The sequence below is a fragment of the Kitasatospora sp. NPDC015120 genome, assembly GCF_043080305.1.
In the GTDB taxonomy this organism is placed as follows: domain Bacteria; phylum Actinomycetota; class Actinomycetes; order Streptomycetales; family Streptomycetaceae; genus Kitasatospora.
In genome coordinates this window covers 709,433-721,898 of sequence record NZ_JBIBVJ010000001.1, presented here as the reverse complement: position 1 = coordinate 721,898, position 12,466 = coordinate 709,433, and the positions used below count along the sequence as shown (strand labels likewise).

13 protein-coding genes are annotated in these 12,466 nt (G+C 74.0%); all 13 read left to right on the top strand.

The features are described 5' to 3' along the window. Positions 1-43: 43 nt before the first annotated feature. The 13 genes from dnaJ (at position 44) to era (ending at position 12,445) form a co-directional block, all read left to right on the top strand. Complete coding sequence (gene dnaJ / locus ACF1AK_RS03420) at positions 44-1,189, top strand: molecular chaperone DnaJ (protein ID WP_391497071.1); 1,146 nt, start codon at positions 44-46, stop codon at positions 1,187-1,189. Positions 1,190-1,270: 81 nt separating this feature from the next. Next, positions 1,271-2,020 carry a 16S rRNA (uracil(1498)-N(3))-methyltransferase gene (locus ACF1AK_RS03415; protein WP_391497070.1) on the top strand — a complete coding sequence of 250 codons (750 nt, stop codon included), beginning with the start codon at positions 1,271-1,273 and terminating at the stop codon, positions 2,018-2,020. Between the two features lie 67 nt (positions 2,021-2,087). Next, the gene (locus tag ACF1AK_RS03410) at positions 2,088-5,339 is read left to right on the top strand and encodes a S41 family peptidase (protein WP_391497069.1); all 3,252 of its coding nucleotides are present in this window, start codon (positions 2,088-2,090) and stop codon (positions 5,337-5,339) included. Positions 5,340-5,463: 124 nt separating this feature from the next. After that, entirely contained in the window at positions 5,464-5,817 is a 354-nt protein-coding gene (locus tag ACF1AK_RS03405) for a histidine triad nucleotide-binding protein (RefSeq protein ID WP_391497068.1), read from the top strand. A gap of 4 nt (positions 5,818-5,821) precedes the next feature. Beyond that, positions 5,822-6,742, top strand: a complete 921-nt coding sequence (locus ACF1AK_RS03400) for a ribonuclease Z (protein WP_391497067.1) — start codon at positions 5,822-5,824, stop codon at positions 6,740-6,742. Between the two features lie 201 nt (positions 6,743-6,943). Continuing rightward, positions 6,944-8,068, top strand: coding sequence for a PhoH family protein (locus tag ACF1AK_RS03395; RefSeq protein ID WP_391497066.1), 1,125 nt, complete (start codon positions 6,944-6,946; stop codon positions 8,066-8,068). Positions 8,069-8,082: 14 nt separating this feature from the next. Beyond that, complete coding sequence (ybeY, locus tag ACF1AK_RS03390; RefSeq protein ID WP_350546232.1) at positions 8,083-8,577, top strand: rRNA maturation RNase YbeY; 495 nt, start codon at positions 8,083-8,085, stop codon at positions 8,575-8,577. A gap of 19 nt (positions 8,578-8,596) precedes the next feature. Continuing rightward, positions 8,597-9,922: a hemolysin family protein gene (locus tag ACF1AK_RS03385; protein WP_391497065.1), complete on the top strand. Its 1,326-nt coding sequence runs from the start codon at positions 8,597-8,599 to the stop codon at positions 9,920-9,922. A 33-nt stretch (positions 9,923-9,955) separates the two neighbouring features. Then, positions 9,956-10,192, top strand: coding sequence for a hypothetical protein (locus tag ACF1AK_RS03380; RefSeq protein WP_391497064.1), 237 nt, complete (start codon positions 9,956-9,958; stop codon positions 10,190-10,192). 30 nt (positions 10,193-10,222) lie between these two features. After that, positions 10,223-10,762 carry a DUF4383 domain-containing protein gene (locus ACF1AK_RS03375; protein WP_391497063.1) on the top strand — a complete coding sequence of 180 codons (540 nt, stop codon included), beginning with the start codon at positions 10,223-10,225 and terminating at the stop codon, positions 10,760-10,762. Positions 10,763-10,793: 31 nt separating this feature from the next. Then, positions 10,794-11,162 carry a cytidine deaminase gene (locus ACF1AK_RS03370; protein WP_391497062.1) on the top strand — a complete coding sequence of 123 codons (369 nt, stop codon included), beginning with the start codon at positions 10,794-10,796 and terminating at the stop codon, positions 11,160-11,162. 139 nt (positions 11,163-11,301) lie between these two features. Then, on the top strand, positions 11,302-11,460 hold the full coding sequence (locus tag ACF1AK_RS03365; protein WP_391497061.1) for a hypothetical protein: 159 nt from the start codon (positions 11,302-11,304) through the stop codon (positions 11,458-11,460). A gap of 55 nt (positions 11,461-11,515) precedes the next feature. Then, positions 11,516-12,445, top strand: coding sequence for a GTPase Era (gene era / locus ACF1AK_RS03360; protein WP_391497060.1), 930 nt, complete (start codon positions 11,516-11,518; stop codon positions 12,443-12,445). The last annotated feature ends 21 nt before the right edge of the window (positions 12,446-12,466 follow it).

Sequence of the window (12,466 nt, the reverse complement as noted above, 5' to 3'; positions counted from 1 at the left end):
GAAGTCGCAAGCACTCTTACAGGCGGAACAAGCGGAGCATTTGGTGGCCACGGACTACTACGCGGTACTCGGCGTCCGACGGGATGCGGGGCAGGACGAGATCAAGAAGGCGTTCCGGCGCCTGGCACGCGAACTGCACCCGGACGTCAACCCGGACCCGAAGACGCAGGAGCGGTTCAAGGAGATCAACGCCGCCTACGAGGTGCTCTCCGACCCGCAGAAGCGTCAGGTCTACGACCTCGGCGGCGACCCGCTCTCGCCCAACGGCGGGGGCGGCGGGGCGGGCGGCTTCGGCGCGGGGGCGGCCGGCTTCGGCTTCTCCGACATCATGGACGCCTTCTTCGGCGCCGCCTCCGGCCAGCGCGGCCCGCGCTCGCGCACCCGGCGCGGCCAGGACGCCATGATCCGCCTGGAGATCACCCTGGAGGAGGCCGCGTTCGGCACCACCAAGGAACTCCAGGTCGACACCGCCGTCACCTGCACCACCTGCAGCGGCGAGGGCGCGGCGCCCGGCACCTCCGCGCAGACCTGCGACATGTGCCGCGGCAAGGGCGAGGTCTCCCAGGTCACCCGGTCCTTCCTGGGCCAGGTCATGACCTCCCGCCCCTGCCCGCAGTGCCAGGGCTTCGGCACCGTCGTGCCGACCCCGTGCCCGGAGTGCGCCGGCGACGGCCGGGTCCGCGCCCGCCGCACCCTGACCGTGAAGATCCCCGCCGGTGTCGACAACGGCACCCGCATCCAGCTGGCCGGCGAGGGCGAGGTCGGCCCCGGCGGCGGCCCGGCCGGTGACCTGTACGTCGAGATCGCCGAGACCACCCACACGGTGTTCCAGCGGCGCGGCGACGACCTGCACTGCACCGTCACCATCCCGATGACCGCGGCCGCGCTCGGCACCCAGGTGCCGCTGCAGACCCTGGACGGGGTGGAGGAGGTCGACATCCGGCCCGGCACCCAGTCCGGCCAGTCCATCCCGCTGCACGGCCGGGGCATCACCCACCTGCGCGGCGGCGGCCGGGGCGACCTGATAGTGCATGTCGAGGTGCAGACGCCCACCAAGCTCGACGCCGAGCAGGAGGAGCTGCTGCGCCGCCTGGCGGTGCTGCGCGGCGAGGAACGGCCCTCCGGCCAGTTCGCGCCCGGGCAGCAGGGGCTGTTCTCCCGGCTGAAGGACGCCTTCAACGGCCGGTAGCCGCCCCGCGCGGGGGTGCCGAGGCTTCCTCGGCACCCCTTTCGCGTCCCCGTCCCCCTTCCCACCCCGGAGGTTCCCCGCATGACCGCGCCCGTGTTCGTCGCCGAGACCGAGCGGATCGCCGCCGTCGCGCCCGGCGCGCCGGTGCTGCTGGACGGGCCGGAGGGCCGGCACGCGGCCGCCGTGAAGCGGCTGCAGCCGGGCGAGGCGGTCACCCTGACCGACGGCCTCGGCCTGGGCGTGGACGGCACCGTCGCACGGGTGCTCGGCAAGGACGCGATCGAGGTGACGGTGGCGGCGGTGCGCCGCGAGCCGGAGCCGACGCCGCGGATCGTCGTCGTCCAGGCGCTGCCCAAGGGCGACCGGGGCGAGCTGGCGGTGGAGACCATGACCGAGGTCGGCGTGGACGTGGTGATCCCCTGGGCGGCGTCGCGCTGCATCACCCAGTGGAAGGGCGAGCGCGGCGGCAAGGCGCTCGCCAAGTGGCGGGCCACCGCGCGGGAGGCCGGCAAGCAGTCCCGCCGGCTGCGCTTCCCCGTGGTCCGCGACGTGATGACCACCCGGCAGCTGGTCCCCGTGCTGGCCGGCGCCGCGTTCGCGGCCGTGCTGCACGAGGAGGGCGCCGAGCCGCTGGCCGGCGCGGCCCTCCCGGACAGCGGGGACCTGGTGCTGGTGGTCGGCCCGGAGGGCGGGGTCTCCCCGGAGGAGCTGGCCGCCTTCGCCGAGGACGGCGCGAAGCCGTACCGGCTCGGCCCGTCGGTGCTGCGCACCTCCACCGCCGGGGTGGCGGCCGGCGCGCTGCTGCTGGGCCGCACCGGCCGCTGGTCCTAGCAGGGCGTCCCCCGCACGGGGCCCCGGTCGGGAAAGTCCGGGCGCGGGGGAGCGGCCCCGTGCCAGGGTGACGGGTGTGAGCGAACCCGAGAGCACCTCCGTGGGCGCCTATCTGCGCCACCCGCACCTGCACGGCGACCTGATCACCTTCGTGGCCGAGAACGACGTGTGGCTCGCCCCGCTGGACGGCGGCCGGGCCTGGCGGCTGACGGCCGATCACGTCCCGGTCCGCCGCCCCCGGTTCTCCCCGGACGGCCGGTACGTCGCGTTCACCTCGGCCCGGGACGGCGCCCCCGAGGTGCACCTCGTGCCGGTGGACGGCGGTCCGTCGCGCCGGCTCACCCACTGGGGCGACGCGCAGACCCAGCTGCGCGGCTGGACGGCGGACGGCCGGCCGATCGCCACCACCGCCGCCGGGCAGGCCTCGCTGCGCCGCACCTGGGCGCACGCCGTGCCGCCGGACGGCGGCGAGCCGGTGCGGCTGCCCTACGGGCCGGTCGGCGGGCTGGCCTTCGAGCCGGGCGGCGGGCGGGTGCTGCTGGTCTCCGCGTTCGGCATGGAACCGGCCTGGTGGAAGCGGTACCGGGGCGGGCGGGCCGGGAAGCTGTGGATCGGCGCCGAGCGCTTCGAGCGCGTCCACGAGGAGCTGGCCGGCAACATCGAGTCGCCGCTGTGGGTGGGCGGGCGCCTCGCGTTCCTCTCCGACCACGAGGGCGTCGGCGCGCTGTACTCCAGCCTCCCGGACGGCTCCGACCTGCGCCGCCACGGCATCTCCCCGGAGGGCTTCTACGCCCGCGACGCCGCCACCGACGGCACCCGGGTGGTCTGGCACAGCGCCGGCGGGCTGTGGCTGCTGGACGACCTGGCCGGCGCCGCGCCGCGCCGGCTCGACGTGCGGCTCGGCGGCCCCCGCACCGGCCGCCGCCCGCGCCCGGTGTCCGCCGCGTACTGGCTGGAGGGCGCCGCCCCGGACCGCACCGGCCGGGCCGGCGCGGTGGTGGTGCGCGGCACCGTGCACTGGCTGGCCCACCGGGAGGGCCCGGCCCGGGTGCTGGACGAGACGCCGGGCGTGCGCGCCCGCCTGGCCCGGGTGGTGCCGGGCACGGCGGGCGAGGACGCCGCGCAGGGCGTGGTCTGGGTGACCGACGCCGAGGGCGAGGACGCGGTCGAGTACGCGCCCGCCGTGCTCGGCACCGAGCGCCGCCGGCTGGCCGCCGGGCGGCTGGGGCGGGTCCGCGCCCTGGTGGTCTCGCCGGACGGCAAGCAGCTGGCGGTCGGCGCGCACGACGGCCGGGTGCTGCTGGTCTCGCTGGCCGACGGGTCCGTGCACGAGCTGGCGCACAGCACGGACGGCGAGGTCAGCGGGCTGGCGTTCAGCCCCGACTCGGCGTGGCTGGCCTGGTCGCAGCCGGCCCTCGGGCCGTGGTCGCTGCGCCAGATCATGCTGGCGAACCTGGCCACCCGGACGGTCTCCGAGGCGACCCCGCAGCGGTTCATCGACACCTCGCCGGCGTTCACCGCGGACGGCCGGCACCTGGCGTTCCTCTCGATGCGCACCTTCGACCCGGTGTACGACTCGCACGTCTTCGACCTGTCGTTCCCCAACGGCTGCCGCCCGTACCTGATCACCCTGGCCGCCGACACGCCGTCCCCGTTCGGGCCGAGCCGGGCCGGGCGGCCGGTCGGCGGCGAGGAGGACGAGCCCCGCGGCAAGCGGGACGCCGGCGAGGAGGCCGGGGCCGACACGCCGCCGGTGACCAGGGTCGACCTGGCCGGCATCGCCGACCGGATCGTGCCGTTCCCGGTGGAGGGCGGCCGCTTCGGCACCCTGCGGGCCGCCAAGGACGGCGTGCTGTGGACGCGCGTCCCGCTGGTCGGCGAGCTGGGCGACGACGCGGCCTCGCCGGAGGACGAGCGCCCGCGCCCGGCCCTGGAGCGCTTCGACTTCCGCAAGCGCCGGGCCGAGCAGCTGGTGGACGCCCTGGACGCGTTCGCGGTGAGCGGCGACGGCACCCGGCTGGCCGTGCTGGACGAGGGCGAGCTGCGGATCCTGCCGGCCGGCCACAAGGCGTCCGGCGAGGACGAGGAGACCGACGTCGACCTGGCCCGGCTGCGGGTGACCGTCGACCCGGCGGCCGAGTGGCGGCAGATGTTCGACGAGAACGGCCGCCTGATGCGGGACAACTTCTGGCACCCGGACCTCTCCGGGGTGGACTGGGCCGGGGTGCTGGCCCGCTACCGCCCGCTGGTGGAGCGGCTCGGCTCGCACGACGACCTGGTGGACCTGCTCTGGGAGGTGCACGGCGAGCTGGGCACCTCCCACGCGTACGTGGTGCCGCCCGGCCGGCCCACCGAGGCGGCCCGCCGGCAGGGCCTGCTCGGCGCCGACCTGGTCCGCGACGGCGAGGTGTGGCGGATCGCCCGCGTCCTGCCCGGCGAGTCCTCGGACCCGAGGGCGCACTCGCCGCTGGCCGCGCCGGGCGTGGCCGTCCGCCCGGGCGACGCGGTCCTCGCGGTCAACGGCCGCCCGGTGGACCCGCTGACCGGCCCGGCGCCGCTGCTGGCGGGCACCGCCGGGCAGCCGGTCGAGCTGACCGTGGCCGGCCAGGACGGCACCGACCGGCGCCACCCGGTGGTCGTCCCGCTCGCCGACGACGAGGCGCTGCGCTACCACGACTGGGTGGCCGGGCGGCGGGCCGCCGTGCGCGAGCTGTCCGGGGGCCGGCTCGGCTACCTGCACATCCCCGACATGCAGACCACCGGCTGGGCGCAGATCCACCGCGACCTGCGCTCGGAGATGGCCCGGGAGGGCGTGATCGTCGACATCCGGGGCAACCGGGGCGGGCACACCTCGCAGCTGGTGATCGAGAAGCTGTCCCGGCGGATCATCGGCTGGGGCGTCGCCCGGGACGTCGCCAGCCCCTCGCCGTACCCCGAGGACGCGCCGCGCGGACCCGTCGTCGCCCTGGCCGACGAGTACTCCGGCTCGGACGGCGACATCGTCAACGCGGCCATCCAGGCGCTCGGCATCGGCCCGGTGGTCGGCACCCGCACCTGGGGCGGGGTGATCGGCATCGACAGCCGCTACTCGCTGGTGGACGGCACCCTGGTGACCCAGCCGAAGTACGCGTTCTGGTCGGAGCGGGTCGGCTGGGGCCTGGAGAACCACGGCGTGGACCCGGACGTCGAGGTGCCCTTCCCGCCGCACGCGTGGGCGGCGGGGGAGGACCCGCAGCTCGCCAAGGGGGTCCGGCTGGCGCTGGAGGCGCTCGCCGGGCGGCCGGCGAAGACCCCGCCGCCGCTGCCCGGGCAGCGCTAGCGGCGCGCCGGGGCGGGAGAGCGGTCCGGTTCTCCCGCCCCGGCCCGGTCCGCCTGGCGTGATCCGGAAGAGAGGGCCTAGCATGCCGCCGTACGCACCGACCCGACCCCGCGAGGAGACCCCGATGGCCGGCGAGCCGCAGCCCGACTGCCTGTTCTGCAAGATCGTGGCGGGCGAGATCCCGGCCACCGTGGTGCGCAAGACCGAGCGGGTGCTCGCCTTCCGGGACATCGCGCCGAAGGCCCCGCTGCACGTCCTGGTGATCCCGCACGCCCACTACCCCAACGCCGCCGCGCTGGCCGCCGACGAGCCGCAGATCGCCGGCGAACTGCTCGCCGAGGCCGGCCGGGTCGCCGCCGACGAGGGCGTCCGGGACTACCGGCTGATCTTCAACACCGGCGCCGGTGCCGGGCAGACGGTCTTCCACGCCCACGTCCACGTGCTCGGCGGCCGGACGATGACCGAGGACATGGTCTGACCCGGTGTCCCAGCGCGAACTCGTCGTCCTCGGCACCGCCAGCCAGGTGCCGACCCGGCACCGCAACCACAACGGCTACCTGCTGCGCTGGGACGGCGAGGGCCTGCTGTTCGACCCCGGCGAGGGCACCCAGCGCCAGATGCTGCGCGCCGGTGTCTCGGCCACCCAGCTCACCCGGATCGCCGTCACGCACTTCCACGGCGACCACAGCCTGGGCCTGGCCGGGGTGATCCAGCGGATCAACCTCGACCGCGTCCCGCACCCGGTGGACGTCTACTTCCCGGCCTCCGGCGAGGTGTACTTCGAGCGGCTGCGCCACGCCACCGCCTTCCACGAGACGGCCGTGCTGCGGCCCCGCCCGATCGAGGAGACCGGCCCGCTGGAGGCGCCCGGCGCCCGCTTCGCGCTGGACGCCGTCCGGCTCTCCCACCCGGTGGAGTCCTTCGGCTACCGGCTGCGCGAGCCCGACGGCCGCCGGCTGGTGCCCGGACGGCTGGCCGCCCTGGGCATCGCCGGCCCGGACGTCGGCCGGCTCCAGCGCCAGGGCGAGATCGGGGCGGCCGGCCGGCGGGTCACCCTGGACGAGGTCAGCGAGCCCCGGCCCGGACAGCGGTTCGCCTTCATCATGGACACCCGGCTCTGCGAGGGCGTGCACGAGCTCGCCGAGGGCGCCGACCTGCTGGTCGTCGAGGCCACCTTCACCGACGCCGACGCCCGGCTCGCCGAGGAGCACGGCCACCTCACCGCCGGCCAGGCCGGCAAGGTCGCCGCCGAGGCGGGCGCCCGCACCCTGGTGCTGACCCACTTCTCCCAGCGCTACCCGGACCTCGCCCAGCACCTCGCCGATGCCCGCAAGCACTTCGACGGCCCGATCGTGCTCGCCGAGGACCTCGCCCGGGTCCCGGTACCGCCCCGGCGCGCGTGAGCGGAGCCCCCCGGCGCGGGCCCGGCGTCCGGACGGCGCGGAAAACGGTTCGCGCCACCCGGGCGGTCTGCCGCAGCATCGTCGGGTGCGGCCCCGCCGCCCGCCGCGTCGATCACGTGCGCGGCGTACCCTGGTGCCCCGGAGAGACCCAGCGGCACCAACGAGACACGGATGGGATGAGGCAGGCCCCAGCGCCGACCTATGAGTGACACATCGCAGACCCGTACCAACGGACAGCCGCGCCCCGAGCCGGCCGACGACGGCCGCGTCAGCGCCCGGATCGTCATCCCCGAGAAGCATCCGATGGTCACCCTGCTGGGAGCCGCCGATTCGCTGCTGCGGGTGATCGAGCAGGGCTTCCCCGCCGCCGACATCCACGTCCGCGGCAACGAGGTGACCGCGACCGGCACGCGCGCCGAGGTGGCCCTCGTCAAGCAGCTGTTCAGCGAGATGATGCTGGTGCTGCGCACCGGCCAACCCCTCACGGAGGACGCCGTGGAGCGCTCCATCGCCATGCTCCGCGGCGCCGCGGACGACCCCGACAGCCCGGCCCCGTCGCAGGTGTTCACCGCGAACATCCTGTCCAACCGGGGCCGGACCATCCGTCCCAAGACCCTCAACCAGCAGCGCTACGTCGACGCGATCGACAAGCACACGATCGTCTTCGGCCTCGGCCCGGCCGGCACCGGCAAGACCTACCTCGCGATGGCCAAGGCCGTCCAGGCCCTGCAGGCCAAGGAGGTCAACCGGATCATCCTGACCCGTCCGGCCGTCGAGGCGGGGGAGCGGCTGGGCTTCCTGCCCGGCACCCTCTACGAGAAGATCGACCCGTACCTGCGCCCGCTCTACGACGCGCTGCACGACATGATGGACCCGGACTCCATCCCGCGCCTGATGGCCGCCGGGACCATCGAGGTCGCGCCGCTCGCCTACATGCGCGGCCGCACCCTCAACGACGCCTTCATCATCCTCGACGAGGCCCAGAACACCTCGCCCGAGCAGATGAAGATGTTCCTCACCCGCCTCGGGTTCAACTCCCGGGTGGTCGTCACCGGCGACACCAGCCAGATCGACCTCCCGGGCGGCACCCGCAGCGGCCTCAAGGTCGTCCAGGAGATCCTGGCCGACGTGCCCGACATCCACTTCTCCGTCCTCACCAGCACCGACGTGGTCCGCCACAAGCTGGTCGGCCGGATCGTGGACGCGTACGAGCGCTGGGACGCCCGCCAGGAGGCCCAGGAGACCGACGAGCGCAGGCTCCCGGTCAAGCCCGCCCAGCGGCGCGGCTCGCGCGCACCCCGACAGTCCCACCGCACCGAAAGCTGAGTAACCAGCCCCTCATGTCGATCGACATCGCCAACGAGTCCGGTTGGGACGTCGACGAGGAGTCCGTCCTCGCCGTCGCCCGCTACGCACTGGACAAGATGCGGATCCACCCGCAGTCCGAACTGTCCGTGATCCTGGTGGACGGGGCGGCGATGGAGGAACTGCACATCCAGTGGATGGACCTCCCGGGCCCGACGGACGTGATGTCCTTCCCGATGGACGAGCTGCGTCCCGGCAAGGAGGGCGAGGAACTGCCGCAGGGCCTGCTCGGCGACATCGTGCTCTGCCCCGAGGTCGCCGAGCAGCAGGGCAAGGCCGCCCCGTCGAAGCACTCGATGGACGAGGAGCTGCAGCTGCTCACCGTGCACGGCGTGCTGCACGTGCTCGGCTACGACCACGAGGAGCCGGACGAGGAGGCCGAGATGTTCGGCCTCCAGAAGGCGATCCTCGACGGCTGGCGGGCCGAGCGGGGCCTCGGCGGCATCTCGCCGGCCCCCACCACCCACTGAGCACGGAGCCCGAACCCCTGTGAGTGGTGAGAGTACGAGTTTCATCCTCGGTGCGGTCCTGCTCGTCGTGCTCGGCTGGCTGGCCGCGTGCGCCGAGGCGGGCATCTCCCGGGTCTCCCGGTTCCGGGCGGAGGAGGCCGTGCGCTCCGGGCGCAAGGGCTCGGCCCGGCTGCTGGCACTGGCCACCGACCCGATCCGCTACCTCAACCTGGCCACCCTGATCCGGGTGGCCAGCGAGATGGCGGCGGCGGTCCTGGTCACCGTGGTGTGCGTGCGCACCATCGACACGACCTGGCAGGCCGTGCTGCTGGCGTTCGGCGTGATGGTGCTGGTGTCCTTCGTGGCGGTGGGCGTCTCGCCGCGCACGATCGGCCGCCAGCACCCGCTCACCACCGCCACCGCGGCCTCCTTCGTGCTGCTGCCGCTGGCCCGGATCCTCGGCCCGATCCCGCGGCTGCTGATCCTGCTCGGCAACGCGCTGACCCCGGGCAAGGGCTACAAGGAGGGCCCGTTCGCCTCCGAGGCGGAGCTGCGGGCCCTGGTCGACCTGGCGGAGAAGAACGACGTCATCGAGGACGAGGAGCGCCGCATGGTGCACTCGGTCTTCGAGCTGGGCGACACCATCGTCCGCGAGGTGATGGTGCCGCGCACCGACCTGGTGATGATCGAGCGGCACAAGACCGTGCGGCAGGCGCTGACCCTGGCGCTGCGCTCGGGCTTCTCGCGGATCCCGGTGGTCGGCGACAACGAGGACGACGTGGTCGGCATCGTCTACCTCAAGGACCTGGTGCGCCGCACCCACATCAACCGGGACTCGGAGGCGGACGAGGTGGGCGCCGTGCTGCGCCCGGCGGTGTTCGTCCCGGACTCCAAGCCGGCCGCCGACCTGCTGCGCGAGATGCAGCAGATGCGCTCCCACGTGGCGATCGTGATCGACGAGTACGGCGGCACGGCCGGCCTGGTCACCATCGAGGACATCCTGGAGGAGATCGTCGGCGAGATCACCGACGAGTACGACCGGGAGATCCCGCCGGTGGAGGACCTCGGCGACGGCTCGTACCGGATCACCGCGCGGCTGCTGGTGGAGGACCTCGGCGAGCTGTTCGGGATCGAGCTGGAGGACGAGGACGTCGAGACGGTCGGCGGTCTGCTGGCCAAGAAACTGGGGCGGGTCCCGATCCCCGGTTCGTCCTGCGAGATCCCGGTGCCGGAGGAGGTGCCGGGCGGGCTGACCGCGATCCGGCTGACCGCCGAGAGCTCGGCCGGGCGCCGCAACCGGATCGGTTCCGTGGTGGCCGCCCCGGTGCGGGCCGAGGTGCGGGCGGCCCGGGAGGGCGGCGAGTAGCGGTCGGGTGCCCGCGGGGCGACCATGGGAGGCATGACGCACCAACTTCGCGCGGAGTACGGCCCGCAGGGGACGGCGGGCGGGGTGAAGGTCTGGCACGTCGTGCGGGAGAGGGATCCGGCGCTCGCGCTGTGCGGCCGGACCATTCCCGCCGAGGCCGAGACCAGGCCGGAGCAGGAGTGGGGGACCGGTCTGCGGGGTTGCCAGCAGTGCGGCTCGCTGTACATGCACGAGGTGCCGCACATGCAGGGGAGCCACCCCTACAGCTAGCCAGGCGTTCGGGCCACCACGGAGGTCGCCATGAAGCTGCAAGACGAACTGCCCGTCGACCACAAACTGGTGCTGGTCTGGCGGATCGGGGCGGGGCTCGGCGGGATCTTCCTGATCGTGTTCGGCTGCCTGGGGCTGGCCGACCACCCGGGCTTCCTGTCCACCCGGGGCGACGAGATCGCCGGGATGTCCACCAACGGCGCGCTGAGCATCCTGTCCATCGTGGTGGGCGCGATCCTGGTGCTCGGCGCGGTCGTCGGCGGGAACTTCGCCGCCAATCTGAACATGGCGGCCGGCGTGCTGTTCATCCTCTCCGGGTTCTACGGGCTGACGGTGCTCGAACGGCCGGACGCCAACATCCTGAACTTCGGCATCCACAACGTGATCTTCGCCTTCGCCTTCGGCGTGGTGATCACCGCGTTCGGGATGTACGGGCGGGTCAGCGGCCACCTGCCGCACGACAACCCGTACTGGCGCAAGCGGGTCGGGGAGGAGGAGGCGCTGCCGACCGGTCCCAAGACCTTCGTGAAGGTGATCCGGCCCGGACCGCCCAACCCGGTCGGGCACTGAGGAGCGCCGCCCGGGCGGCCCGCCGGGGCCTATGCTCCTGGGCATGAGTGACAACATCGTCGAGCTGAACCCCGAAGACAAGAAGATCATCACCCTGGCCCGCTCCGTCCGCGCCCGCAACGGCGTGGCGGAGGGGGCCGCGGTGCGTGACGAGACCGGCCGCACCTACGTGGCCGGGACGGTCGCGCTGGAGTCGCTGCGGCTGAGCGCGGTGCAGACGGCGGTGGCGATGGCGGTGGCCAGTGGCGCGAAGTCGCTGGAGGCGGCGGCCGTGGTGACCGAGGCGGAGCAGCCCTCGGAGGCCGACCTGGCGGCGGTGCGGGACCTCGGCGGGGCCGGCACCCCGCTGCTGCTGGCCGGCCCGGACGGGGCGCTGCGCGTCTCGGTCGGGGCCCGCTGAGCGCGCGCGGTCCGTACGGTGCCCGGGGTTCACGCCCCGGGCACCGGCGCGTTCCGGGGCCCCCGGGCGTGCCGGATAATCTCACCGGGGACGGGCGGGGAGACGGCGCGGTGGGACGGCGCGGTGAGGGGGCTGGGCGATGGGGCCGTTCGCGTTCTTCGCGGGGCTGCTGCTGGGCGTGATGGGCATGGGCAAGTGGCAGGAGACCGGGTCGCCGTTCTGGCTCTGGGGCTCGGTCGCCTTCCTGCTGCTCGTCCTCGGCTGGGGCCTGGGAGCGGTGTTCGGGGGCAGGAAGTGAGGGCCCGGACGGGTGGTGTCCGTCCCGGCGGGGGTGATCAGGGAGAATGGAGCCCATGAATGCCCCTTCCTCCTCGTACCGCTCCGGCTTCGCGTGCTTCGTCGGCCGGCCCAACGCGGGCAAGTCGACCCTGACCAACGCTCTGGTGGGGACGAAGGTCGCGATCACCTCCGACCGACCGCAGACCACCCGGCACACCGTCCGCGGCATCGTGCACCGCCCGGACGCCCAGCTGGTGCTGGTGGACACCCCCGGCCTGCACAAGCCGCGCACCCTGCTCGGCGAGCGCCTCAACGACCTGGTCCGCTCCACCTGGGCCGAGGTCGACGTGATCGGCTTCTGCCTGCCCGCCGACCAGAAGCTCGGCCCCGGCGACAAGTTCATCGCCAAGGAACTCGCCGGGATCAAGAAGACCCCCAAGGTGGCCATCGTCACCAAGACCGACCTGGTCGACTCCAAGCGGCTCGCCGAGCAGCTGATCGCCGTCCAGCAGCTCGGCGCCGAGCTGGGCATCGAGTGGGCCGAGATCATCCCGGTCTCCGCCGTCGGCGACAAGCAGGTCGAGCTGGCCGGCGAGCTGATCAGCAAGCTGCTGCCGGAGGGCATGCCGCTCTACCCGGACGGCGACCTCACCGACGAGCCCGAGCAGATCATGGTGGCCGAGCTGATCCGCGAGGCCGCCCTGGAGGGCGTGCGCGACGAGCTGCCGCACTCGCTGGCCGTCGTGGTCGAGGAGATGCTGCCGCGCGAGGGCCGCCCGGCGGACCGGCCGCTGCTCGACATCCACGCCAACGTCTACATCGAGCGGCAGAGCCAGAAGGCCATCGTGATCGGGGCCAAGGGCGCCCGGCTCAAGCACGTCGGCACCACCGCCCGCAAGCACATCGAGGCGCTGCTCGGCACCCCGGTCTTCCTGGACCTGCACGTCAAGGTCGCCAAGGACTGGCAGCGGGACCCGAAGCAGCTGCGCAAGCTCGGGTTCTGACCACCGAGGGGGAGGGGGCGC

Coding starts and splice junctions, on each gene's coding strand:
- ACF1AK_RS03415 (WP_391497070.1), top strand. CDS start 1,271: ATGACCGCGCCCGTGTTCGTCGCCGAGACCGAGCGGATCGCCGCCGTC.
- ACF1AK_RS03405 (WP_391497068.1), top strand. CDS start 5,464: ATGGCCGGCGAGCCGCAGCCCGACTGCCTGTTCTGCAAGATCGTGGCG.
- ACF1AK_RS03395 (WP_391497066.1), top strand. CDS start 6,944: ATGAGTGACACATCGCAGACCCGTACCAACGGACAGCCGCGCCCCGAG.
- ybeY (WP_350546232.1), top strand. CDS start 8,083: ATGTCGATCGACATCGCCAACGAGTCCGGTTGGGACGTCGACGAGGAG.
- ACF1AK_RS03380 (WP_391497064.1), top strand. CDS start 9,956: ATGACGCACCAACTTCGCGCGGAGTACGGCCCGCAGGGGACGGCGGGC.
- ACF1AK_RS03375 (WP_391497063.1), top strand. CDS start 10,223: ATGAAGCTGCAAGACGAACTGCCCGTCGACCACAAACTGGTGCTGGTC.
- ACF1AK_RS03370 (WP_391497062.1), top strand. CDS start 10,794: ATGCTCCTGGGCATGAGTGACAACATCGTCGAGCTGAACCCCGAAGAC.
- ACF1AK_RS03365 (WP_391497061.1), top strand. CDS start 11,302: ATGGGGCCGTTCGCGTTCTTCGCGGGGCTGCTGCTGGGCGTGATGGGC.
- era (WP_391497060.1), top strand. CDS start 11,516: ATGAATGCCCCTTCCTCCTCGTACCGCTCCGGCTTCGCGTGCTTCGTC.